This window comes from Herbaspirillum lusitanum P6-12, assembly GCF_000256565.1.
Classification (GTDB): Bacteria; Pseudomonadota; Gammaproteobacteria; order Burkholderiales; family Burkholderiaceae_D; genus Herbaspirillum; species Herbaspirillum lusitanum.
In genome coordinates this window covers 1-23233 of the sequence record NZ_AJHH01000786.1, presented here as the reverse complement: position 1 = coordinate 23233, position 23233 = coordinate 1, and the positions used below count along the sequence as shown (strand labels likewise).

Sequence of the window (23233 nt, the reverse complement as noted above, 5' to 3'; positions counted from 1 at the left end):
CCGTAAGCTTCTTCCATCCCGGAAAAATACAAGAACGGAGCTTGCGATGACCACCAGCAACAACGAAATTTCCCTGAGCTATTGCATCGCCAACTACGCGGTGACCCTCGACATTCTCGCGCTCCTCGTGCGCAAGAACTACCTGACGCGCGACGATGCGCTGGAGTCGGTGCAACGGGCGCGCAAGCTGGCGAATCTTTCCAACGGCTTTCCCGGCGAGCAGGATTATTTGTCCGCCGCCAAGGAATGCATGGAGTTGATCGACCAGGTGTTCAAGACCGATACCTCCAGTCTGGCCTTCGCCAGCCTCGGCCAGGGCCGCAGCGCCGGCGCGCAGGACCAGGCGCAGTAACTCACCGTCTTCCGCAATGAAAAGCGGCAGCAGGGCTTGATGCCTTGCTGCCGCTTTTTGCCATCCGTTTTTACTTGCTCACTTACTTGCTTACTTGGCCGGTCGCGCCTTCGGCGTATCCGACAGCTCGCACGGCACATCCACCAGCGCCCAGAAATCGTTGCCGCCGAAGCCGCGCGGACGACGCGTCAGTGCGAGAACAGCACCGGCAAGGTCATGCAATTGAGGATGGTTTTGGTGACGCCGCCCAGCAGCACTTCACGGAAACGGGTATGGCCGTAACCGCCCATCACCAGCAGGTCGGCGCCGGTGTCGGCAGCCAGTGAGAGCAGTGCGTTGCCAATGTCCATTTCGGTGGGTTGCTGCAGGAGGTTGACTTTGACGCCGTGGCGCGCCAGATAGAGTGCGATGTCAGCTCCCGGTTGCTGGCCGTGGACGTCGTACAGCGCGTCGGGATTGAACAGCACGACGTCGACGTTGCGGGCGCGGCGCAGGAACGGCAATGCGTTGGTCACCGCCCGCGTGGCTTCCATGCTGCCATCCCAGGCCACCAGGATGTTGTCGCCGACCTTGTCGAACACGCCTGCGTACGGGATCGTCAGCACCGGACGTGCGGTATTGAGCATCACGTATTCGGGCAGGTCGTAGACGTCGCCGGAATCGCGCTCGTCCGGATCGGTCTGACTCAGTACCACGAGGTCTGCATAGCGCGCCTGCAAAACCAGTGCGCCGGCCGGATCGTCTTCGCTGAGGCGTCGCTCGAAAGTCACATTTTCGCGGCGAGCGGCCTCTTCGAATTTTTGCAGTTCGGCTTGCGCGCTTTCCCGCAAGGAGTCGATGACTGATCCGATGAAGACGACGCCGTCGGGATAAATGAAGCGCGAAATGCCGGTCATGGAGGTCCCCACCAGATGCGCTTCCTGGCTTGCCGCCAGTTGTGCGGCGAGTCGGATGCGCGCCGCCGCATGTCTGGATTGATCAACGTGGACGAGTATGGTTTTGTAAGTCATGAGCTCACCTTTTGGTTCGGACGATGTGGGAAACCTGATGGAGCATGTCCACCAGCGCATGCAAGCAACTTAGCATCGGCATGTTGGCGATGGCTTGATGTATGTCAAACGCTGAAGCACTGTCGCCGCCGAGGTGGGATACCCCGGGCGTTTGACTTGTATCAAGCCGGCGAAATGGCCGCCGCAGATGTCTCTCGGCGTCGTCCTTGCCCTGCAAGCCGGGCAGACAGGCAAGGTGTATTGATGACGGGCAAGAATGCAGGGGCGCAACTGTGTTGTAAAAAGATGCTCGGTATGTGATTTTTGACGCAAGTCATGTGCGGAAGACAAGTATTCTCTTTAGCATGAAAATGCCCGTTTTTCTCTGCCTATACATGAACCACGATGCCTCACAAGAAACAAACCTACGTCATCTTCCTCGCCAAGACCCTGGTGATCCTGGCATGCGCGCTGCTTGTCGTTCTGGCCGTCGTTACCGACTGGCGTGCACGCAAGCAGCAACTGCAAGAGGCCGGGACCACCAGCCACAACATTGCGCTCGCGCTGGCGCGGCATGCCGACGACACTTTCAGGCAAGCCGACACCACCTTGGTCTTCCTCGCCGAACGGCTCCTGCACGATGAACGCAAGCCGGCATCGCTGCGCAAGCTGGAAGCATTTCTGGCGCAGCAGACAATGGAATTGCCCCAGTTGCACGGCTTGTTCGTCATCGACAAGGACGGCAAGTGGCTGCTCAATTCACGTCAATATCAGGCGGGGAACGTCAACAGCCGCGACCGTGAATATTATCTCTATCATCGCCAGCATGAAGACCTGTCGCCGCATATCAGCATGCCGGTGCAAAGCCGCGCCAACGGCGAATGGATTGTCACCATTTCACGGCGCCTCAATGGCGCCGATGGCAGCTTTGACGGGGTGGTCATGGCGGCGATCCGGATTACCTATTTCAGCAAGTTTTATGAAAGCTTCGACATCGGCGACGATGGCGCGGTGATTCTTGCCAGCAACCAGGGCACCCTGTTGGTACGGCGGCCCTTGATGAATGATTCGATCGGCAAGAGCCTGGCGGAGGCGGCGATATTTCGCGACCACGCCGCCATCAACACGAGCGGGACCGCGCGCATCCGTTCTTCGCAAGACGGCGTCACGCGGATCAACAGTTATCGCCATCTTGACCGTTATCCGCTGTTCGTCGCGGCGGCGCTATCCGAGCAGGAAGTGCTGGCGAGCTGGCGGTCGGATGTGCTGTTGCATGTAAGCGGACTGATCGTGCTGCTGTCGCTTCTCGGCTGGCTGGGCGGGCGTCTGATCCGCCAGATCGAATTGCGGGTGGAGGCCGAGAACAAAGCCAACCATGCACGTGAGCATGTCGAATTCCTGAATCGGGCTCTGCAGAACCTCGCCACGCAAGACGGCCTGACCGGATTGGGCAATCGCCGTTGTTTCGATGAGGAGATGGCGCGCGCTTTGCGGCGTTGCGCGCGGGAAGGCAAGCCGCTGGCGCTGATCATGATGGACGTCGATTTTTTCAAACGCTACAACGATACCTATGGCCATCTCGCCGGCGACGAATGCCTGCGCAAGTTGTCGCAGGCGATCCGGCAGGGACAGAAGCGCGAGGGTGATCTGGCTGCGCGCTACGGCGGCGAAGAACTGGTGCTGTTGCTACCCGATTGCGATGGCGACAATGCGCGGGCCATTGCGGAAGAAACGCTGGAGCGCATACGGGCCCTACAGCTGCCGCATCAGGGTAATTCCACGGGAATCGTCACCGTCAGCGCGGGCGTCGCGGTCCTGGATGCAGTCAGCGAAGGCGATCTCGCGGAGTCGCTCATCGGCAGGGCCGACAAGGCCTTGTACCTGGCCAAATCGACGGGAAGGAATCGCGTCTGCGCCAGTGAGGCGAGTACCGACACCCGGCGACCCATGCCGGCCTGAACGGCCTGTTCAGTTGCGTTCAGGCGCAATCATTTCGGCATAGTCATACAGCGCGCCGAGAATCTCCTCGCCGCGTTCATCGACCGACTCCGACAACTGATCGATTTCCTCGAACAAGCCGTCCAGCGTGCGGGCGCCGCCTTTGCCGTCGAACAGGCGCGCGGCGCGATGCTCTTCCCAACGTTGGGTTTCTTCCGGCGACAGGGTTTCGGGGAAGTTGCGCGCGCGGTAGCGGAACAGCAATTCCTCCAGCCGCACGTCGTCGAAACTGACCTTCGTTTGCGCCAGCTGCAACGGCGTCAAGGCGCGCAGTTGCGTGAGTTGACGACGATCGTTATTACCGACAAAGCCGCCGTAGAGATCTTCATCGACATCGTTGGGGGCTTCTTTGGGACGCTGGAATACCTTGGTCCAAATCGCACTCATCTCCGGCAGTGCGGCTGCCGCCACGGCGTTCTGCAAGGCCGCGTCGATGTCAAGATTGAATTCGGCAGCGCGCTGCGCCGTCAGCGTCTTCAGGCTGGCGATCACCATCGGCGACTTGTTCAGATGGATGGTCTTGACCGGCAGGCGCGTGACGCCTTCGGGCAGGTCGTCGGTCTTGCTGAACATGCGCGTGCGGATCGTGTCGGCGTCGAGACCGGCGAGTTCACGCGGGTCGCGGCTGAGGTCCCAGGCGATCACTTCATTCTTGTTGGTCGGGTGCGTGCCGAGCGGCCACATCACGGCCAGGCAGCCTTGCGCGGCGGGGAACATGCCGGACACGTGCAGGAAAGGCTTGGCCAGCGGCAGGCCGAGTTCGGTGGCGACGCGATCCTTCTTGTGCAGCGCCAGGCAGAAGTCGAACAGGCGCGGCTGCTTGTTCCGGATCAGGCGGGCAAAAGCGATTGTCGCGCGCACGTCGGACAGCGCATCATGCGCTGCTTCGTGCAACAGGCCGTTGGCCTTGCTCAGGTGTTCCAGCTTGAAGCTGGGCGTGACGCCATCTTCCTTCTTCGGCCATTCGATTCCCTCGTGACGCAGCGCGTAAGTGGTGCGCACGACGTCGAGCAAGTCCCAGCGGCCGCAGCCGTTTTGCCACTCGCGCGCATACGGATCGATCAGGTTGCGCCAGAACATGAAGCGCGTGATTTCATCGTCGAAGCGGATGGTGTTGTAACCGACGCCGATGGTGCCCGGCTCGGACATGGCCTGTTCGATCTGCGCCGCGAACTGGTACTCGGGGATGCCGCGCTCCAGGCAGATTTGCGGCGTGATGCCGGTGATCAGGCAGGACTGTGGATCGGGCACGAAGTCGGGCGCCGGCTTGCAGTAAATCATGATCGGATCGCCGATCTCGTTGAGGTCGGCGTCGGTGCGGATTGCGGCGAACTGGGCAGGACGATCCCGACGGGCCTGGGCGCCGAAGGTTTCGTAATCGTGCCAGAGGAAGGTGTGATTGGACATCGTGACAGTACAGTGACGGTTCGGTGGTTGCAGCGCGGAGGCACCGGCGGAGCCGGCAAAACTTTCCGCGATTCTAACCGATAGCGCCGCTCTTATTGCCGACTGCTTACTGGACGATGCGCCGTTCGTTCTTGTTGAGGACGTCTTTCAGGGTCTTTTGCAGGTCGCCAGTGTGGACCGTGGCGGTGCTGTTGTTGCCGGCACCGCCGTATTCGATGTTGTCGATGACCCAGCCGCGCGCGTCGCGCGTGAGGAGGACGCGGTCATTCGACTTGAACGGCGCCTGCAGTTTGGCGTCGCTGTAGATCAGTTCGACCGTGCAGACACCGTTGCTGTCGGTGCTGCTCTGGCTGATCTCACAGCGCAGCAGGCGATACGTCGAGGCGCCTTTGGGATGGGTGGTGAACAGGTCGCCGTCGACCAGCGGCGGGGTCTGGCTGTCGGTCTGGGCAAGGTGGGCTTCTTCCGCCACGGAGACGTCCTTGAGCAGGTCGAACAGCGGCACCGACAGGAATTGGCGGAAGGTGATCAGTTCCTTCAGCGACAGCGCGCCGATGGGGCGATTCGACTGGTGGGTCTGGTAGAAGCTGTTGACCAGATCCTTGGCTTCCTGCTCGCGGCTGGCGCTGCACGCAGTCGTTGCGAGGGCCACAGCCAGAATCATTATTTTGCCGAATTGCTTCACGATCTTCCTCCCCCCGGCGATGCAGCCTGCCGCCGTCGGGCGCCGGCAGCGCGGGCGACTGCCCGCACGGCAAAGCCAATGCTGTGTTGTCATGTTGTCAGCTTTCCTGTTTTTTATCAGGGAAATGCAGCAAGCATGATAAATCAAACGTCGGACTTTGCGTGCATGTCGCAGTCGTCTGCAGGGATGTTATCGGATGCGCCGGCAGCGAGGGATGAGTCCCGGTTGCTCAGTTGAACTCGTTGATGATGCTGCTGAGGGTATCGGTGAGATATTCACGTTGCGACGACTGATCGCTGCCGAGGAATTCGATGTCGTCGATGCGCCATTGCTTGTCTTCCCTGACCAGCAGCAGCTTGTCCTTCCGCTTCTCTTCTTCGTCACCCTTGCCTCCGCTGCCGCTGCTGCCCTTGTAGGTGAACCTGACCTGGCAGGAGGCATGCGCGTCGTCGCTTTCGCAACTGTCGACCTTGAAGGTCGAGGCGCCTTCAAACAGCGAAGTAAACAAGTCGCCGTCCACCAGCGGCGGCACCGGATCGGTGGCGGCAGCGTGGTATTTGATTTCGGTTTCGGAGGCCTGGCTCAGCAGCTTGAACAGCGCCTGCGAGACGAACGGCTGCAATTGTTTCAGCTCGTCCGCGCTCGGAATGCCCGGACTGTGGGTTTTCAGGTGCTGCTGGTAAAACCCGGAAATCACTTTCTCCTGCAAGTGCGTATCGTCCGGCGGTTCGCCGCAGCCGGCCGCGAAGGCGACCGCCGACAAAGCGGCGAGGCGGGTAAGAATCTTCATGCGCGTGGTCCGGGTGTATCGATGTGGAGGTGCAATGTCATTAATCAGTTAGGTCGGGCAATCGGCATTGCGTTCCCGGTGTTTGTACATTGCGGCAGGCTCGCCTGCCACAATGACATGTGGACTGTTCTTACTTCGAGCCGCCCAGCAGCGCAAAGTGTTCGACATTCGGTGCGCCGGCGAAGAACGGGCCGACGATGCCGCGCCATTCAGTAAAGGCAGGCGATTCGCGGAAGTCGACGGTATGGTTTTCCAGCGTCGCCCATTGCACCATCAGCAGGTAGCGTTCCGGCGCTTCGATGCCTTTTTGCACCTGATGGCCGAGATAGCCCTTGGCCGTGGCGATGGTCTGCGCGATGCCGCGCTGGATGGCTTCGTCGAATTCAGCCTGTTTGCCCGGTTGGATGCGGATGTCGGCAAGTTCCAGAATCATTGTTGTCTCCGTTTGAGCGTGTAAGTAAGTGTATGGTGAAGCGGGGCTTGATTATTACATTTTCCCGGCGGCATCGCGTGAGCATGGTCGAGTCTCGGCTGAAAAACTTTCAACGTCGGCGCGGCCAAATTGGGGCAGCACCGGCCCATGGCGGGGAATTCTGCACCGCGACAACGCAAGCTGGTCGGGGCGTGCAAGTTTTTTGCGTTTTTCTCTCGTTTAAGGCTTGCGGGCAATTGTCATTTGGACGTTGCCTCAATACACTAGCGGTCATTCAACAACAAGGTCCATCGCGGCTGGTGGCTGGCGGCCGATGGGCGCCTCATAACAACTACAACTTCAACTCGGAAGGAAATTCATGGCGGGTTCATATTTCCCACAATGGCGTGTGCGCAGCGGCACGTCGGATGGACAAGGACAGGTCATCGCAGCCGACGAACGCCTGCCGATGCCGCAGACGGTCGCCATGGGCGTGCAGCACGTGGTGGCGATGTTCGGTTCGACCGTGCTGGCGCCGCTGCTGATGGGCTTCGATCCGAACCTGGCGATCCTGATGTCGGGCGTCGGCACCTTGCTGTTCTTTTTGCTGGTGGGCGGTCGCGTGCCGAGCTATCTCGGTTCCAGCTTCGCCTTCATCGGCCTGGTGATCGCCGTCACCGGCTATGCCGGACAAGGTCCGAACGCCAACCTCGGCGTTGCGCTCGGCGGCATCGTCGCCTGCGGCGTGGTCTATACGCTCATCGGTTTGCTGGTCGGCATCGTCGGCACGCGCTGGATCGAAACCCTGATGCCGCCGGTGGTGACCGGTTCGGTGGTCGCGGTGATCGGCCTGAACCTGGCGCCGATCGCGGTCAAGGGCGTGACCGGCAACAACTTCGACGCCTGGATGGCGCTGGGCACGGTGTTGTGCGTGGGCCTGGTGGCGGTGTTCACGCGTGGCATGATGCAACGCCTGCTGATCCTGATCGGGCTGCTGCTGGCGTATGTGATCTACGCGATCCTGACCAACGGCGCCGGCCTCGGCAAGCCGATCGATTTCAGCAGCGTCGCCAATGCGGCGTGGTTCGGCATCCCGGGCTTCGCGGCGCCGGTGTTCAAGGCTGAGGCGATGGCGTTGCTGGCGCCGGTCGCCATCATCCTGGTGGCGGAAAACCTCGGCCACATCAAGGCGGTCAGCGCCATGACCGGCCAGAACCTCGACAAGTACATGGGACGCGCCTTCATCGGCGACGGCCTGGCGACGATCCTGTCGGGCAGCGTCGGCGGCACCGGCGTGACCACGTACGCCGAGAACATCGGCGTGATGGCAGTGACCAAGATTTACTCGACGCTCGTGTTCGTGGTGGCTGCGGTGATTGCGATCGTGCTGGGCTTCTCGCCCAAGTTCGGCGCGGTGATCCTGACGATTCCGGGCGCGGTGCTGGGCGGCGTGTCGATCGTGGTGTTCGGCCTGATCACCGTATCGGGTGCGCGCATCTGGGTCGAGAACAAGGTCGACTTCTCGAACAACACCAACCTGATCGTGGCCGCGGTGACGCTGGTGCTGGGCGCGGGCGACTTCACCCTCAAGCTGGGCGGCTTTGCGCTGGGCGGCATCGGTACCGCAACGTTCGGTGCGATCCTCTTGTACGCCTTGCTGAGAAAGCGCGGCGCATAAGTTATCAAAATGAAAACGCGGCCTGATGGCCGCGTTTTCATATGCAAGGCTTTACCGGTTTCAAACTCTCGAACTTGCCAACTACTTGCCAGATTTCCATTGAGCAATGTTCCTGAACTTACTATACTCACGCGGGGCAATAGCTTTGCATCGGACAGGACCGGGAAGGGGACTGCGATGCGCACGAAGGAATTGCCTCTTGCCGGCAGCGGCTTATCACTCAAAAAAACAGGAACACGCCGTATGAAGATCTCTCTGACACATTCCCTCGCGTTGTTGTGCGTCGCCGCTGCACCTCTTTTGTCCGGTTGCGACGCCTTGGCAGGCAAGAAGGACTACGCTTATTTCCGCCAGCATCTGGATGAAGCCAAATCTGTGGCGGATCAATGCCAGATGAACGGCACCTCGGGCATGTCCAAGGCGCAGATGTCGCAATGCGATGCCGCCCGCGACGCCTACGCCAACCGCAACTACAACTACTGATCGTGTTGATCGGGCCGGCGCGCCTTCATGGCGCCGGCCTTGTCACAAAATTGTCAAAGTCGGCCGGTAGAATCCAGCGTTTTCACGTCGATAGCGCCGCGCCATGCACAATCCCCCGGACACGCCTCAGGCCCTGCACTTGCTGTACGAGCCCGCAGGCTTCATTTGCGCGTTCCGTTTCGACGAAGGGCGCGCCACCCAGCTGAAGTGGCATGAAGTCCTGGCGGGCAAGGTCGCGGCGCCGGCGTTCAGCTGGCTGCACGTCAAGACGGCCGACGTCAAGGTGCGCCATTGGATGGAAACCAGCGACGACATTCCCGAACACATCGCGGAATTCCTGCTCAGCAGCGACACCCACCCCTGCCTGCACACCACCGCCAACGGCGCCTACGGCACGCTGGCCGATCTCAAGATGGAAATCGGCGACACCGGCACCGAAAAGGGCGCGCTGCATTTTTTCCTCGACGGCAACCGTCTGCTGACGTTGCGTACGCAACCGCTGTGTTCGACCAACATGCTGCGCCAGAAGGTGCTCGACGGCGCGCTGTTCGACAATCCGATGGAATTGTTCGCTGAGCTGTTGCGCTGCCTGGCGGACGGTTTTGACGCGCGCGTGGCCTCGCTCAACGACAAGGTGGACGACATCGAAGAGTCGGTGCTGTCGGATCGTCGACCGGAAGACCGCAGCGAACTCAGTGCGATTCGTCGCCAGCTGGCGGAATTGCGGCGCCACATCACGCCGGAGCGGCGCCTGCTGAATCAGCTCAATCGCCTGCGCCCGGGCTGGGTGCCGACCGCCGCGCTGGAAGAACTCAACCACGCGCTCGATGAGCTCAATGAACTGCACCTGACGCTGGAAGCGCTGTATGAACGCGCCAAGCTGCTGCAGGAAGAGATCGCCTCGCAGATGTCCGAGCAGATGAACCGCAACCTGATGGCCTTGTCGATCCTGACCGCGCTGCTGATGCCGGCAACGCTGGTGTCGGGGATCTTCGGGATGAACGTGGCGGGTTTGCCGGGACTGCACGACGAGGCTTCGTTCACGATGGTGATGTGGGTGATGATGGGCCTGGGCGTGGCCACCGTGGGCTTGCTCAAATGGCTGAAGATCTGGTGACGGCTGCCCGTTTCGTCAAATAGTATGTCCTGACATTCGACGCGACTGCGGAGAAATGCACAAAGATGCACAAAGCGCAGTGATGCGCTTTGTGCGATCCAACCGGCAGATTGCCGGTTGACGATGCCCGGATCAGCAATTTCCTTTTTTTGCCTGTCCCGGTGGGCAATGATAGCGGGGGCCGTCGCGACGATCGTCGTCGTCATGTTCGCGATGACGTTCTTCACCCCGGCGCCAGCCGCCGCGATGGAGCTCCCATCCACGTGGTCCCTCACGCCATTCAGGGCGGTCATATTCATAGCCGCGGCGCATGCGTTCCCAATGCCCCTGCACCCATACATGGCGATATCCATCCCAGTTCCAGTACCCGGGCGCCCATATATAACCGCCGCGTGGCGGAGGGACCGCTTCGTAGCGCGGCGCCGGCGGCGGCGTGCCAATATTGATGTTGACGCTGACTTGTGCCGCGGCCTGACCGGGCAAGAGCACCGCCATGCAGCTGAGGGCGAGTGCGGATGCGTATAAATAGCGTTTCATGTGGTGGCTCTTTTTGATTTTGGGACAATCGCACTATACCGAGAATTTTTCGATCGCCAACGGATAATGCATTTGATTACATTTGAAATCGTTTCAGCTCAAGCAGGTCTTGACGAGACTTCAGCGGAAGTTCAGCTCCGTACCGGATACGCCGGTCAAAAAAAATCCTTCCGTAAACAACGACGGAAGGATCTTCAATACGCTCTGTGCTATTTGATCGCCCGTGATGAACGGTGGGCGCTTCCTGCTGAAAATCAGTAAGTGCCGATGTAATCGCTCTTGCCGACTTCGACGCCATTGTGGCGGAAGATGTCGTAAGCGGTGGTGACGTGGAACAGGAAGTGCTGGACGCCGTAGTGCAGCAGGTATGCTTCAGCGGTGAAACGCTTTTCCTTCGGCGTGCCGGGACGCAGCACGATTTCGCGACCGGCGGCGCCGTCGAACTGTTCCGGCTTGAGGGCTTCGATGAAGGCCAGGGTCTTGTCCAGGCGCGCTTGCAGATCGGCGAAGCTGGCTTCGTTGTCTTCGTACGGCGGCACTTCGACATTGGCCAGACGCGCCGGCACACCCTTGGCGAAATCGGCGGCGATCTGCACCTGGCGGGTCAGGTTCAGCATGTCGGGAAACAGGCGTGCCTTGAGGAAGGCGTCGGCGTCGATGTTCTTCGCAGTGGCGTGCGCTTCCGCCTTGGCGAGGATACCCTTGAGGCTGTTCAGGCCTTGCTTGAAGACTGGTACTGAAGCGTTGTAGAAAGAGATGGTCATGTTGCTGTCCTTTGGTGGAGTTGCCTGCATGCGCACCTGCGCATGTCCGGGTTTATTTTGTATAGCTGAGATGAAGCGGGCGGAATTTCGAATACAGCCACAGGCCGCAGGCGAACAGCGTGCCGAGAAAGCCGGTGAAGATCAGCGCCATCATGATGCCGACGAACGGCGAGGCGATCAGGCCCATCAGGCCGGTCAGATGCTGGCCGTTCCAGACGATGGTTTCCGCGCCGAAGAAGGCGAACAAGCCCATCAGGACAGCCAGCGGCACCATCGAGAAAGTGGCGGCGACGAACAGGATCTTGTATACCGTGCCGAACGAGAAGCGCTGGATTTGCAATGTTTCAAACATCATGGACTCGCAAAAAAATGCCGACGTCCTGGGATGCCGGCGGGAAGAATATTATTGGACTGATTATTTGGCGACCCAGCTGTCCTTGAGCGTGACGGCACGGTTGAACACCGGCTTGCCGGCGACGGAGTCGACGCGGTCGGCGACGAAATAGCCGTGGCGTTCGAACTGGTAGATCGCGCCGGCTGCGGCGGTCTTCAGCGTCGGTTCCAGGTAGGCGGTGATGACTTCCTTGGAGGACGGGTTCAACGCCAGCTTGAAATCCTTGCCGCCGGCGTCCGGATGGGCGTCGGTGAAGAGGCGATCGTACAGGCGCACTTCGGCTTCCAGCGCATGGTCGGCGCTGACCCAGTGCAGGTTGCCCTTGACCTTGTAGTTGGCGCTGCCGGGTGTGCCGCTCTTGCTGTCTTCGAAGTAGTTGCAATGCACGGCGATGACGTTGCCGTCCGCATCCTTGTCGCAGCCGGTGCACTCGACCACGTAGCCGTAGCGCAGGCGCACCTTGTTGCCGGGGAAGAGGCGGAAGTAGCCCTTGGTCGGCACTTCCATGAAGTCTTCCTTTTCGATCCACAGGTTCCTGGTGATCGGGAACAGGCGATGTTCGCTGTCGTGCAGAGGGTGCGCCGGCGGATACACCGGCGCGCTGCATTCGACGCTTTGGCCTTCCGGGAAATTGTCGATGATCAGCTTCAGCGGACGCAGCACGGCGACGGCGCGCGGCGCCTTCGGGTCGAGGTCGTCGCGCAGCGCGCCTTCAAGGATGCTGTAGTCGATCCAGCTGTTGTTCTTGGAGGCGCCGGTGCGGTCGCACATCAGCCGGATCGCTTCCGGCGTGTAGCCGCGACGACGCAGGCCGACGATGGTCGGCATGCGCGGATCGTCCCAGCCGCTGACGATGTGTTCATCGACCAGTTGCTTGAGCTTGCGCTTGCTGGTGATGATGTAGGTCAGGTTCAGGCGCGCGAATTCGTATTGATGCGGCAGCGGCTTCTTGAAGAAACCTTCTTCGGCCAGGCGTTCCAGCACCCAGTCGTAGAACGGTCGCTGGTCTTCGAACTCCAGCGTACAGATCGAGTGGGTGATGCTTTCCAGCGCGTCTTCGATCGGATGCGCGTAGCTGTACATCGGGTACACGCACCACTTGTCGCCGGTGTTGTGATGGGTGGCGTGGCGGATGCGGTAGATGGCCGGGTCGCGCAGATTCATGTTGGGGCTGGCCATGTCGATCTTGGCGCGCAGGATCAGCGTGCCGTCGGCGTGTTTGCCGTCGCGCATTTCTTCGAACAGGCGCAGCGATTCGTCGGCCGGGCGGTTGCGCCACGGCGAATCGGTGCCGGGTTCGGTCAGCGTGCCGCGGGTTTCGCGCATCTGTTCGGCGTTTTGTTCATCGACGTAAGCCAGGCCCTTGCGGATCAGCGCTTGCGCGCCGGCGTACATGACGTCGAAATAATTGCTGGCGTAGTACAGGTGCGGCTGGCCGTCGTGGTCCCAGTCGAAGCCCAGCCATTTGACCGAGTCGATGATGGTGTCGACGTATTCCTGGTCTTCCTTCTCCGGATTGGTGTCGTCGAAGCGCAGGTGGCAGCGGCCGTTGTAGTCGCGCGCCAGGCCGAAGTTGAGGCAGATCGACTTGGCGTGGCCGATGTGCAGGTAGCCGTTCGGTTCGGGCGGAAAGCGGGTCACTACCTGCGGCAGGGCGTGGCCCTGCTTGTCGCTGCGTTCGGCATACGTGCCGGAAACGAGGTCGGCTTCGATGATGCCGCGCAGGAAATTGGTGGATGGTGCCGGAGTGTGACCGTTTTTCAGTTCGTTGCTCATGGATGCTTTGTGGGGAGACATATAGGTATAGACAGTCATTTTACCGCAGCAAGGGGTGTTGACGGGGTTTTGCGGCGCATTGGAAGTGCTGCCCGCAGGCGCACGGCGGGAAATAATTGATTACACCTGATACGGATGCGAATTACCTGCCGTTTTCCTTCGCTGGCAAGCTGTGCCATCGCCAAGTCCAAGGAGGACGTCATGAAGAAGCTGCTCAAACTCGCCATTGCCGGCATATTGGTCGCCACCTCGCTGTCCGCCTGCATCGTGGTCCCGGTCGGCCCGCCGCACGGCGGTGGTTATTACCGCCATGGGCCGTATTACGGTGGCGGCGGGTATTACGGCGGTCGTTGATCCGCCGCTGCAATTCGCTCCTCGCGAGCGGCGTTTCGTCGCATTGCGCTGTTTCTTCCCGACACTGCCGCAGATACCGGAATCCTGATTTGATTGGATCAACGGGAGAATTCCATGTCTGTCGGCTTGCTCAAGGCCCTGCATATGCTGGGCGTGGTGCTAATGGTCGCGGGTCTACATTTGCCGGAACAGGTGCGCAAACAGGCGGCTGACGGTCAGCGTCTCGGGGCGCTGACGCAGTTTCAATGACAGCTTGCCGGCCTCGTCGCGCTGCGCGCCAAGTCCAAGGAGGACGTCATGAAGAAGCTGCTCAAACTCGCCATTGCCGGCATATTGGTCGCCACCTCGCTGTCCGCCTGCATCGTGGTCCCGGTCGGCCCGCCGCACGGCGGTGGTTATTACCGCCATGGGCCGTATTACGGTGGCGGCGGGTATTACGGCGGTCGTTGATCCGCCGCTGCAATTCGCTCCTCGCGAGCGGCGTTTCGTCGCATTGCGCTGTTTCTTCCCGACACTGCCGCAGATACCGGAATCCTGATTTGATTGGATCAACGGGAGAATTCCATGTCTGTCGGCTTGCTCAAGGCCCTGCATATGCTGGGCGTGGTGCTAATGGTCGCGGGTCTACATTTGCCGGAACAGGTGCGCAAACAGGCGGCTGACGGTCAGCGTCTCGGGGCGCTGACGCAGTTTCAATGACAGCTTGCCGGCCTCGTCGCGCTGCGCGGCGCGGCGGCGACTTCGGCAATTTGCACGACGGTGCCGCGATGGACCTGCCAGAAACGCTCGGGGTCGAGCTGCGGGATCAATTCTCTGAGGCTGGTGCGGATCAGCGCTTCGCCGTCTGCGGTGACGACGTTGACGTACTTGTCCGTGGCTTCGAAATACACCACGTCGTCGACCGGAATCAGCCTGACCTGGTTGCCGACGGCGGCGCGGATCATGCGCCAGCACCTGTTCCAGTCCCTGATCATTCGTATTCTTCAATCTCGTCTGCAGGCGTGCCACGGTGAGCGCCAGGCGTTCGTCGTTGGCCGGCTTGAGCACGTAGTCGATCGCCGCCTGCTCGAACGCCTGGATCGCATAGTCGTCGTAGGCGGTGACAAATACCAGCAAGGGGAAAGGCCGCTGGTGCGGCCATTCGTCGGCCAGTTCGCGTGCCGCTTCCAGGCCGCTCTGGCCGGGCATCCTGATATCGAGGAAAAGAACGTCGGGTTGCAGCGCCAGCGCCTGTTCGACGGCGGCCATGCCGTTGGACACGATGCCGGCGATGTCGAGGCCGGGCCACAATCGTTGCAGCTGTGCGGACAGGGTATCGGCGAGCAGGGCTTCGTCTTCGGCAATCAGGGCGCGGGCAGGCGGCGGCGTGGCTGGCATGGTTGACGGATTAATTGGGCTCGACGTAGGACTTCTTCAGGGCGTACACCGGAATGGTGATTTGCGCGACCGTGCCTTCGGGGATGTTATGCGTCAAGGTCAGCTCGGCCTCCGGCCCGTACAGCACTGACAGGCGGGCGCGGATGTTTTCCAGGCCAAGGTGCGTGCTGTCCGGGCGATTGTAGCTGGCAGTGCTGTTGAGGCCCATGCCGGTGTCGAACACGCTGATGATCAGCAACTCCTGATGTTGGGTTACGCTGACGGTGCAGTCGCCGCCGTCGATCTTGGGTTCGAGGCCGTGGCGGATGGCATTTTCGACCAGCGGCTGCAGCAGCATCGGCGCAATGCGCTGGCGTCGCAACTCGTCCGGCAACTGCAGGCTGTAGGTCAGGCGCAGGCCCATGCGCAGCGACATCAGGCCGAGGTAGGCCTTGATCAGGTCGAATTCCTGGCCCAGCGTGGTCTGTTCGCTGCGCGAGGTCGACAGCGTGGCGCGCAGGTAATGGATCAACTGGTCGAGCATTTGCTGCGCGCGTATCGGCTCGCTGGAAATCAGCGTCTGTAGCGTTGCCAGCGTATTGAACAGCATGTGCGGCTCGATCTGCGCCTGCAGCATCTGCAATTGGGCTTGCAAGGCTTGCTTCTCGATGACGACATTGCGCGCTTCGAGCGCGGCCATTTTTTCCCGGTTCCAGTAGAACAGGGTGGCGCCGACGCAGGCCAGCAGGATCAGGACGATCACGCCGATGGTGTTGTTGGCCTGGCCGGTGTTGAAAATCCTGAGCGGATAGCCGAGCAGGGCGCCGGCGATCATGTTGCCGATGACGAACGACAAGGGCGCGAAAATCACCAGCATCAGCAGGAAGCCGGGTTTGTTCGGCTCGTCCTCGCCCCATAGCAGCAGGCGGCCGCAGTCGATCAGCACCATCGCGGTGGTGCCGATGCAGATCGAGAACACCAGGTTTTCAACGAAGCCGGCACCGATGCGCATGAGGTAAGTGACCACCAGCGCGCACAGCAGGTTGATGATCATGGTCGGCAGCAGGCCGCGCAGCAGTTCCGGCGGGATGAGGCGTAAGCGTGAAGCGGGGATGGTCATGAAAAGTTCTGAGCGGATCCGGTGAGTTCTCGAATTTGCGACTGGGTTACGAATTCGGGAATGGTAACCCGATTCGGCAGCTGCACCAGCCGCCGGCGACGAAGCGGCGAATCCGGGCGATGAAATGCTGTTATCGCGCCGCCGCCCGGCATAGAATGTCGGCACCAAATTATGCGGGAGAAGAACATGTGGCCTTATCCAAAAGTAGCGGCGCATCGCGGCGGCGGCACGCTGGCGCCGGAAAACACGCTGGCGGGCTTCCGCTGCGGCATGGCGCACGGTTTCCGCGCGGTGGAGTTCGACGTCATGCTGACCGCCGACGAGCAGGCCATCCTGATGCACGACCCGGTATTCGGCCGCACGCTGCCGGGCGAAGGCAAGGTCGCCGAGCACACGCTGGCGCAATTGCAGCAGCTTGACGCCGGCGGCTGGCACAGCCCGCAATATGCCGGCGAACCGGTCTGCACCTTGCAACAGGTGCTGGAGTTCAGCCGCGCCAACGGCATCTGGATGAACATTGAGATCAAGCCGGCCGGCGACGCCTGGGCTGTGCGCACCGGCGAAGTGGCGGGCGAGGTGACGGCGCGGTTTTTCGCCGCTGAAATCGCCGCCCACGTGCCGGGACGGAACGACCGCACGCTGCCGCTGTTTTCGTCGTTTTCCTTCGACGCGCTGATGGCGGCCAAGCGGGTCGCGCCGGGTATCCCGCGCGGCTTCCTGGTTGATCGCATTCCCGCGGATTGGGAAACGCGTTTGCAGGCGCTCGACGCGGTGGCGTTGCACACCAGTCACAAGAATCTGACGCCGGCGCTGGCGCAGGCGGTGAAACAGGCGGGATATGGTTTATTCTGCTACACCGTCAACGATCCGGCCCGCGCAGAAGAGATTCTGGGCTGGGGCGTAGATGGATTTTGCACCGACCGCATTGATCTGATCGGCCCGGCATAAGCACAACAAGAGAAACAAAGAGAAACCAGTCAGGGAAGCAAGGAACATGAAAACCAAGGGCATGCTCAGCATGCTGGCGGCAACAGCCGTCATCGTCATCACCGGCAACGCCGGCGCTCAGTCCGGCGGCAGCCAGAAGAAATACACCGACGACAGCATCGTGCGCGACCTCAAGGCCGGCAAGCTGACGGTGCGCGAGGCGCAAATCCTGCAAGACCGTCGCGATCATGCGGCGGTAAAGGCGGCAGCCGCAACACTGCCGGCGACTCCGGCAAAGACTGGCGCGACTGCAAGGAAGACGCACGCCGCCAAACCGGTAAAGCCGGGTAAAGCCCTCAAGAAAAAAAACAAGGCGCCCGTCAGGCAATTGACCAGTCCGCATCCCCGGCACGCAGCGCAAAAAACGCATGGAGGAAAAAACAATCACGTCGCCAAGCCCCACTACGCGGTTGTAGTGAAAGAGCAGCCGGCCAAAGCGGTGAGCAAGAAAGATCGCGCTGCCACCAAAAAAGCCGAACCGATCCACACAACTGCGGTGAAATACATCAGGTAATTCCTGAATGGATTTCTGGTGCGCTCCGCTTAAACTATGTCAACGCGAATCAGAATTCTGGCGTTACAGCAAAGACAGGCCGCATGTCAGAGCGGATTCGCCGAATTGACGGGGGACGTGACAAACAATCGTCAGCGAGCTTGTAAGAACCAACTTAAGAGGAAAAGATGAAACTGAATAAATTATTGGCAGCCGTACTCGTCGCCGCTTTCGCCATGCCTGTTCTGGCACAGAACGCTCCCGCGGCACCTGGCGCTCCTGCAGCGGCCGCACCCGCAGCACCGGCAGCCAAGGCGCCGCATGCCAAGCACAAGAAACATGCTAAAAAGCACAAGAAACACGCCAAGAAGAGCAAGAACGGCAAGCTGTATCAAGGCGCTTGATTTACCGGAGGGGATTTTGGCCAGGCAAGTCGTGAGGGGGATAGGTCGGAGAATTCCGAGACCGGTCTGATTCAGGTTGCAGGTTGATATCGCCATTGACCCGTTGGGAGCAATCCGAACGGGTTTTTTTACGTCTTTTTTTCGATCGGACGTGTTGACTTGCGGCAAACGTGCTGCAGGCCTTGCCGACCATGATTGCGGCAGGGCTAATCACGTATAATCACCGGCTCACAGCAGCCGATTTACAGCAGCTTTCTCTGCCAACTCATTTTTGCACCGTTTTCTTTACAGTCCTAGAACATGAACTCAGCCGAAATCCGCGACAAGTTTCTGAAATTCTTTGAATCCAAGGGACACACCATCGTCCGTTCGTCCAGCCTGGTGCCGGGCAACGACCCCACCTTGTTGTTTACCAACTCCGGCATGGTCCAGTTCAAGGACGTGTTCCTGGGCACCGACAAGCGCAATTACGTGCGCGCCACCTCCGTGCAGCGCTGCCTGCGCGCCGGCGGCAAGCACAACGATCTGGAAAACGTCGGCTACACCGCGCGTCACCACACCTTCTTCGAAATGCTGGGGAACTGGTCCTTCGGCGACTATTTCAAGCACGACTCGCTGGTATGGGCCTGGGAGCTGCTGACCAAGGTCTACGGCCTGCCCGCTGAAAAGCTGTGGGCCACCGTCTATGAAACCGACGACGAAGCCTACGACATCTGGCACAAGGTCATCGGCCTGCCGAAAGAACGCATCGTGCGCATCGGCGACAACAAGGGGGCGCCGTACGCCTCCGACAACTTCTGGCAAATGGCCGATACCGGCCCGTGCGGTCCCTGCTCGGAAATCTTCTACGATCATGGTCCCGATGTCTGGGGCGGTCCTCCGGGCAGCCCTGAGCAGGACGGCGACCGCTACATCGAAATCTGGAACAACGTGTTCATGCAGTTCGACCGCCAGATCGATCCGAAGACCGGCGAAGCCACGCTGACCCCGCTGCCGGCGCCGTGCGTCGACACCGGCATGGGCCTGGAACGCCTGGCTGCGATCCTGCAGCACGTGCACAGCAACTACGAGATCGACCTGTTCCAGAAGCTGATCAAGGCAGCCGCGCGCGAGACCAATGTCACTGACCTGGAAAACAATTCCCTGAAGGTCATCGCCGACCACATCCGCGCGACGTCCTTCCTGATCGTCGACGGCGTGATTCCAGGCAACGAAGGCCGCGGCTATGTGCTGCGCCGTATCATCCGCCGCGCGCTGCGTCACGGCCACAAGCTGGGCCAGACCCAGCCGTTCTTCTACAAGCTGGTCAAGGACCTGGTCGCCGAAATGGGCGCGGCCTATCCGGAACTCCCGGCCGCTGCTGCGCGTGTCGAACAAGTCCTCAAACAGGAAGAAGAGCGTTTTGGCGAGACGCTGGAGCACGGCATGAAGATCCTCGAAGCCGCGCTGGCCAAGAACGCCGCCAGGCTCGACGGCGAGACAGCCTTCACGCTGTACGACACCTACGGCTTCCCACTGGATCTGACCGCCGACATCTGCCGCGAGCGCAATGTCGAACTGGACGAAGCCGGTTTCGCCACGGCCATGGAGCGTCAGAAATCGACCGCCCGCGCCGCCGGTAAATTCAAGTTGGCCGCCGGCATCGAATACAGCGGCGGCAAGACCAGGTTCGTCGGTTACGACGCGCTGACGCAGCAGGCCAAGGTCACTGCGCTGTACGTCGACGGCAGCGCCGTCGCCAAGGTCGAAGCCGGCCAGGACGCCATCGTGGTGCTCGACACCACGCCGTTCTATGCAGAATCGGGCGGCCAGGCAGGCGATGCCGGTGCATTGGAATCGTCGGGCGCGCTGTTTGCCGTGGCCGACACGCAAAAGATCCAGCCGGAGGTGTTCGGTCATCACGGCAGCCTGATCAAGGGTTCACTGTCGGTGGGCGATGCCGTGGAAGCCAAGGTCGATGCAGAGCAACGTGCACAGATCATGCGCAACCACTCGGCCACTCACCTGATGCACAAGGCGCTGCGTGAAGTGCTGGGCGACCATGTGTCGCAAAAGGGCTCGCTGGTCGACGCCGACAAGACGCGTTTCGATTTTAGCCACAATGCGCCGATGAGCGCCGAGGAAATCCGTCGCGTCGAAGAAATCGTCAACCGCGAAATCCTGGCCAATGCCGCGACGGAAGCAAAACTGATGGGCTACGACGACGCCGTCGGCGCCGGTGCAATGGCGCTGTTCGGCGAGAAGTACGGCGACGAAGTGCGGGTGCTGTCGATCGGTTCGTCGCGTGAACTGTGCGGCGGTACGCACGTGTCGCGCACGGGCGATATCGGCCTGTTCAAGATCGTTGCGGAAGGCGGCGTTGCCGCCGGTATCCGTCGCGTCGAAGCCGTCAGCGGCGAAGGCGCACTGGCGCTGGTGCAGAGCTTGAGCAACCGCATCGCCGAAGCGGCTGCGGCGCTGAAGGCGCAGCCGGAAGAACTGACCCAGCGCATCGCGCAGGTGCAGGATCACGTCAAGGCGCTGGAAAAGGAATTGTCGGCATTGAAGTCGAAGCTGGCCTCCAACCAGGGCGACGAATTGCTCGCGCAAGCGGTTGACGTCAATGGCATCAAGGTGCTGGCGGCGACGCTGGAAGGCGCCGATGTCGCCACGCTGCGCGAAACCATGGACAAGCTCAAGGACAAGCTCAAGACCGCCGCCATCGTGCTGGCATCGGTCAAGGACGGCAAGGTCAGCCTGATCGCCGGCGTCACTGCCGATGCGACATCGAAGGTCAAGGCCGGTGAACTGGTCAACTTCGTCGCCCAGCAAGTCGGCGGCAAGGGCGGCGGACGTCCCGACATGGCGCAAGCCGGCGGCACCGATCCGAGCGGCTTGCCGAAGGCGTTGCAAGGCGTCGTCGCCTGGGTCGGCGCAAAAGCGTAAGCACGAGCGCATCCATGAGCGATTTCAAGTTCTGCCCCGTCTGCGCCACCTCGCTGGTGATGCGCGCCGACGAACAAGAGGCGGGCAAGCTGCGGCTTGCCTGCCCCGACGGCCACTGGACGCACTGGGACAATCCCTTGCCGGTGCTGGCGGCCCTGGTCGAGATCGACGGCAAGATGTTGCTGGCGCGTAATGCGGCATGGCCGGAAGGCCGGTTCGCGCTGATTACCGGCTTCATGGAGCGCGATGAAACGCCGGAGCAGGGCATCGCCCGAGAAATAAAAGAAGAAACCGATCTGGATGCCAACCAGATCACCCTGATCGGCGTTTACGAGTTCATGCGCAAGAATGAACTGATCATTGCGTATCACGTGAAAGCCTCGGGCCGGATCAGGTTGTCTCCGGAATTGCTGGAGTATCGCTTGGTGGCCCCACCCGATTTGCGGCCTTGGCCGGCGGGGACGGGATACGCTGTGGCGGAGTGGATGCGGCGGCACGATTTGCCGGTCCAGTTCGTTGAATTTGCCGGCTCATCCACTCCGCTAGTTTCCCCTGCACAACAGTAGTGCGCGAAATACAACACAGTATGTTGCGACGCACCAAGGCGGTTCAGGTTGGAGTAGAATTCTCGAACGATCACTAGGAATTTTTGATTCACAGTATGGTTATTGAATTTCACAGAGAGCTGGATGCACGGGGCCTGAATTGCCCGCTGCCGATACTGAAAACCAAGAAGGCATTGGCCGACATGTCGAGCGGTCAGGTATTGCGCGTGACGGCGACCGACACCGGCTCGGTGCGCGACTTCCAGGCATTCGCCAAGCAGACCGGCAACGATTTGCTGTCGCAGTCGCAAGAGAATCAGGAATTCATTTTCTTCATGAAGCGTAAATAATTTCGAGAATATTTACCTTGGCGCACGCGCCGCTTCTGTAGAAGACAAGCATGAAAAACGCCCGCAATGAACTGCACCCCAAAAGTTGGACATCAATCCAACCTTTGGGGTGTTTTTCATGGCGAAGTATGATCAGGCAACACGTCGCAAAATTGTTGATGAGTATTTATCCGGTTCTGGCGGTTTCAGAGAGCTAGCCAGGCGTTACGACATAGGCCGCTCGACGCTCAGACGCTGGGTGTCCGGCTACCGAATCCACGGCGATTCGGGGCTACGCAAGAAGAGCTCGCGCTACGACGCCGACTTCAAGTTGCATGTATTGCAGTACATGCGAAGTAACGAGTTATCCGGGCAGCAGGTCAGTGTCCTGTTTGACTTGCGGGACGCTGGTGCAATCGGGAAGTGGCAACGCCTGTATCATGATGGCGGATACGAAGCCCTCAAGCCGCGCCCCAGGAGCCGGCGCCCGACCATGGCCAGAGCCAAGCCCACTCCCTCAAAAGCGCCCATCCGACCATCAGAAGAGCGCACTCACCAAGAGCTGCTCGACGAGAACGAATACCTGCGCGCGGAGGTGGCGTACTTAAAAAAATTGCAGGAGCTGCGTCGCGAGAAGGCGCTCGCAGCAAAGCAGCCGAAGCCGCGCAAGTCTCGGCCGCTTCAACGATGTGGGGACATTACAAGACGGGATCGATGAATACATCGACTATTACAAAACCAACGCATCAAGCTGAAACTAAAAGGCCTGAGCCCGGTGCAATACCGGACTCAGGCCTTCAGGTAGCAAATTTACTGTCCAACTTTATGGGGTCAGTTCAGCAACGATCATGTTGGAGGGCGTTTTTATTTTTACGATGATGAGACGTTTCTGTATTTTCTCGTGCATAGCCAATTCAGTACACGGCTACGCGATGATGGCGATATGCCGACAGTGCCGTCGTCCTCTGAATCCCCCGCATGCACCAACCGATACAACAACGGCAACACCAGCAACGTCAACAACGTCGACGACAAAATCCCCCCAATGACCACGGTCGCCAGCGGCCGTTGCACCTCAGCTCCGGTGCCGGTTGCCAGCGCCATCGGCACGAATCCCAACGACGCCACCAGCGCGGTCATCAGCACCGGCCGCAGGCGCGTCATGGCGCCTTCGAAGATGGCGTCGTCGAGCGAGCGGCCTTCTTCGCGCAGGGTGCGGATGAAGGCGATCATCACCAGGCCGTTGAGCACCGCCACGCCTGACAGCGCGATGAAGCCGACGGCGGCGGAGATCGACAGCGGGATGCCGCGCATCGCCAGCGCCAGCACGCCGCCGGT

The 23233-nt window shown here is 60.5% G+C and carries 28 protein-coding genes and 2 pseudogenes; 17 read left to right on the top strand and 13 right to left on the bottom strand.

Annotated elements, in window-relative coordinates:
- Window positions 1–46 precede the first annotated feature (46 nt).
- Window positions 47–352 carry a hypothetical protein gene (locus tag HLUSI_RS0125420; RefSeq protein ID WP_016836609.1) on the top strand — a complete coding sequence of 102 codons (306 nt, stop codon included), beginning with the start codon at window positions 47–49 and terminating at the stop codon, window positions 350–352.
- A 90-nt stretch (window positions 353–442) separates the two neighbouring features.
- Here HLUSI_RS0125420 and HLUSI_RS34735 read toward each other — a convergent pair whose 3' ends face one another.
- Entirely contained in the window at window positions 443–574 is a 132-nt protein-coding gene (locus HLUSI_RS34735; protein WP_016836608.1) for a hypothetical protein, read from the bottom strand.
- The gene (locus tag HLUSI_RS0125410) at window positions 541–1362 is read right to left on the bottom strand and encodes a universal stress protein (RefSeq protein ID WP_016836607.1); all 822 of its coding nucleotides are present in this window, start codon (window positions 1360–1362) and stop codon (window positions 541–543) included. Before HLUSI_RS0125410 ends, HLUSI_RS34735 begins: the two co-directional genes overlap by 34 nt.
- A 384-nt stretch (window positions 1363–1746) precedes the next feature.
- Between HLUSI_RS0125410 and HLUSI_RS0125405 the strand changes: the two genes are divergently transcribed.
- Window positions 1747–3300: a sensor domain-containing diguanylate cyclase gene (locus tag HLUSI_RS0125405; protein WP_016836606.1), complete on the top strand. Its 1554-nt coding sequence runs from the start codon at window positions 1747–1749 to the stop codon at window positions 3298–3300.
- A gap of 9 nt (window positions 3301–3309) precedes the next feature.
- On the opposite strand, the gene sbcB is transcribed toward HLUSI_RS0125405, so the two are convergent.
- From sbcB to HLUSI_RS0125385, 4 genes are all read right to left on the bottom strand, one after another.
- Window positions 3310–4746 carry an exodeoxyribonuclease I gene (gene sbcB / locus HLUSI_RS0125400; protein ID WP_016836605.1) on the bottom strand — a complete coding sequence of 479 codons (1437 nt, stop codon included), beginning with the start codon at window positions 4744–4746 and terminating at the stop codon, window positions 3310–3312.
- 106 nt (window positions 4747–4852) lie between these two features.
- Complete coding sequence (locus HLUSI_RS0125395; protein WP_029364025.1) at window positions 4853–5431, bottom strand: YqhG/Tai3 family protein; 579 nt, start codon at window positions 5429–5431, stop codon at window positions 4853–4855.
- Window positions 5432–5660: 229 nt separating this feature from the next.
- Entirely contained in the window at window positions 5661–6221 is a 561-nt protein-coding gene (locus HLUSI_RS0125390; RefSeq protein WP_016836603.1) for a DUF3828 domain-containing protein, read from the bottom strand.
- 130 nt (window positions 6222–6351) lie between these two features.
- Window positions 6352–6654: an antibiotic biosynthesis monooxygenase family protein gene (locus HLUSI_RS0125385; RefSeq protein WP_016836602.1), complete on the bottom strand. Its 303-nt coding sequence runs from the start codon at window positions 6652–6654 to the stop codon at window positions 6352–6354.
- Window positions 6655–7012: 358 nt separating this feature from the next.
- On the opposite strand from HLUSI_RS0125385, the gene HLUSI_RS0125380 reads away from it, so the two are divergent.
- The 3 genes from HLUSI_RS0125380 (at window position 7013) to HLUSI_RS0125370 (ending at window position 9911) form a co-directional block, all read left to right on the top strand.
- Window positions 7013–8311 carry a solute carrier family 23 protein gene (locus HLUSI_RS0125380; protein WP_029364024.1) on the top strand — a complete coding sequence of 433 codons (1299 nt, stop codon included), beginning with the start codon at window positions 7013–7015 and terminating at the stop codon, window positions 8309–8311.
- A 243-nt stretch (window positions 8312–8554) separates the two neighbouring features.
- Window positions 8555–8794: an EexN family lipoprotein gene (locus HLUSI_RS0125375; RefSeq protein WP_016836600.1), complete on the top strand. Its 240-nt coding sequence runs from the start codon at window positions 8555–8557 to the stop codon at window positions 8792–8794.
- A gap of 103 nt (window positions 8795–8897) precedes the next feature.
- Entirely contained in the window at window positions 8898–9911 is a 1014-nt protein-coding gene (locus HLUSI_RS0125370; RefSeq protein ID WP_016836599.1) for a transporter, read from the top strand.
- Window positions 9912–10043: 132 nt separating this feature from the next.
- Here the strand turns inward: HLUSI_RS0125370 and HLUSI_RS32125 are convergent, their stop codons facing one another.
- Entirely contained in the window at window positions 10044–10448 is a 405-nt protein-coding gene (locus HLUSI_RS32125) for a YXWGXW repeat-containing protein (RefSeq protein ID WP_083831051.1), read from the bottom strand.
- 72 nt (window positions 10449–10520) lie between these two features.
- Here HLUSI_RS32125 and HLUSI_RS33210 point away from each other — a divergent pair, with 72 nt between their 5' ends.
- The gene (locus HLUSI_RS33210; RefSeq protein WP_157138018.1) at window positions 10521–10709 is read left to right on the top strand and encodes a hypothetical protein; all 189 of its coding nucleotides are present in this window, start codon (window positions 10521–10523) and stop codon (window positions 10707–10709) included.
- Here the strand turns inward: HLUSI_RS33210 and HLUSI_RS0125360 are convergent.
- From HLUSI_RS0125360 to HLUSI_RS0125350, 3 genes are all read right to left on the bottom strand, one after another.
- On the bottom strand, window positions 10703–11212 hold the full coding sequence (locus HLUSI_RS0125360) for a DUF1993 domain-containing protein (RefSeq protein WP_016836597.1): 510 nt from the start codon (window positions 11210–11212) through the stop codon (window positions 10703–10705). The genes HLUSI_RS33210 and HLUSI_RS0125360 overlap by 7 nt on opposite strands.
- 52 nt (window positions 11213–11264) lie before the next feature.
- Window positions 11265–11564 carry a hypothetical protein gene (locus tag HLUSI_RS0125355; RefSeq protein WP_040503909.1) on the bottom strand — a complete coding sequence of 100 codons (300 nt, stop codon included), beginning with the start codon at window positions 11562–11564 and terminating at the stop codon, window positions 11265–11267.
- A gap of 63 nt (window positions 11565–11627) precedes the next feature.
- Entirely contained in the window at window positions 11628–13382 is a 1755-nt protein-coding gene (locus tag HLUSI_RS0125350) for a glutamine--tRNA ligase/YqeY domain fusion protein (RefSeq protein ID WP_016836595.1), read from the bottom strand.
- A 135-nt stretch (window positions 13383–13517) separates the two neighbouring features.
- Here HLUSI_RS0125350 and HLUSI_RS30705 point away from each other — a divergent pair, with 135 nt between their 5' ends.
- The 3 genes from HLUSI_RS30705 (at window position 13518) to HLUSI_RS33515 (ending at window position 14186) form a co-directional block, all read left to right on the top strand.
- Window positions 13518–13736, top strand: a complete 219-nt coding sequence (locus tag HLUSI_RS30705) for a hypothetical protein (RefSeq protein ID WP_016836594.1) — start codon at window positions 13518–13520, stop codon at window positions 13734–13736.
- 114 nt (window positions 13737–13850) lie between these two features.
- The gene (locus tag HLUSI_RS35040) at window positions 13851–13985 is read left to right on the top strand and encodes a hypothetical protein (RefSeq protein ID WP_016836592.1); all 135 of its coding nucleotides are present in this window, start codon (window positions 13851–13853) and stop codon (window positions 13983–13985) included.
- Between the two features lie 48 nt (window positions 13986–14033).
- Window positions 14034–14186: a hypothetical protein gene (locus HLUSI_RS33515; RefSeq protein ID WP_016836593.1), complete on the top strand. Its 153-nt coding sequence runs from the start codon at window positions 14034–14036 to the stop codon at window positions 14184–14186.
- A gap of 174 nt (window positions 14187–14360) precedes the next feature.
- Here HLUSI_RS33515 and HLUSI_RS30700 read toward each other — a convergent pair.
- Window positions 14361–15113: pseudogene (locus tag HLUSI_RS30700) on the bottom strand (LytR/AlgR family response regulator transcription factor).
- 10 nt (window positions 15114–15123) lie between these two features.
- Window positions 15124–16212 (bottom strand): sensor histidine kinase, encoded by a 1089-nt coding sequence (locus tag HLUSI_RS0125315; RefSeq protein ID WP_016836590.1) that lies wholly within the window; start codon window positions 16210–16212, stop codon window positions 15124–15126.
- Between the two features lie 186 nt (window positions 16213–16398).
- Here HLUSI_RS0125315 and ugpQ point away from each other — a divergent pair, with 186 nt between their 5' ends.
- From ugpQ to HLUSI_RS33205, 8 genes and pseudogenes are all read left to right on the top strand, one after another.
- Entirely contained in the window at window positions 16399–17160 is a 762-nt protein-coding gene (ugpQ, locus tag HLUSI_RS0125310; RefSeq protein ID WP_029364022.1) for a glycerophosphodiester phosphodiesterase, read from the top strand.
- A 46-nt stretch (window positions 17161–17206) separates the two neighbouring features.
- Complete coding sequence (locus tag HLUSI_RS0125305; protein WP_016836588.1) at window positions 17207–17713, top strand: hypothetical protein; 507 nt, start codon at window positions 17207–17209, stop codon at window positions 17711–17713.
- 167 nt (window positions 17714–17880) lie between these two features.
- Window positions 17881–18096, top strand: a complete 216-nt coding sequence (locus HLUSI_RS0125300) for a hypothetical protein (RefSeq protein ID WP_029364021.1) — start codon at window positions 17881–17883, stop codon at window positions 18094–18096.
- Window positions 18097–18396: 300 nt separating this feature from the next.
- The gene (gene alaS, locus HLUSI_RS0125295; RefSeq protein ID WP_016836586.1) at window positions 18397–21021 is read left to right on the top strand and encodes an alanine--tRNA ligase; all 2625 of its coding nucleotides are present in this window, start codon (window positions 18397–18399) and stop codon (window positions 21019–21021) included.
- Between the two features lie 14 nt (window positions 21022–21035).
- Window positions 21036–21587, top strand: coding sequence for an NUDIX domain-containing protein (locus tag HLUSI_RS0125290; RefSeq protein ID WP_016836585.1), 552 nt, complete (start codon window positions 21036–21038; stop codon window positions 21585–21587).
- Between the two features lie 95 nt (window positions 21588–21682).
- Window positions 21683–21916 (top strand): sulfurtransferase TusA family protein, encoded by a 234-nt coding sequence (locus HLUSI_RS0125285; RefSeq protein ID WP_007876134.1) that lies wholly within the window; start codon window positions 21683–21685, stop codon window positions 21914–21916.
- A gap of 118 nt (window positions 21917–22034) precedes the next feature.
- Window positions 22035–22613 carry a helix-turn-helix domain-containing protein gene (locus HLUSI_RS0125280; protein ID WP_050977779.1) on the top strand — a complete coding sequence of 193 codons (579 nt, stop codon included), beginning with the start codon at window positions 22035–22037 and terminating at the stop codon, window positions 22611–22613.
- Window positions 22603–22700, top strand: a pseudogene (locus HLUSI_RS33205) (IS3 family transposase); the annotation flags it as partial. The gene HLUSI_RS0125280 and the pseudogene HLUSI_RS33205, both read left to right, overlap by 11 nt.
- A 65-nt stretch (window positions 22701–22765) precedes the next feature.
- Here the strand turns inward: HLUSI_RS33205 and HLUSI_RS30695 are convergent.
- The coding region (locus tag HLUSI_RS30695) for an efflux RND transporter permease subunit (RefSeq protein WP_040503907.1) at window positions 22766–23233 on the bottom strand (468 nt) is incomplete at its 5' end.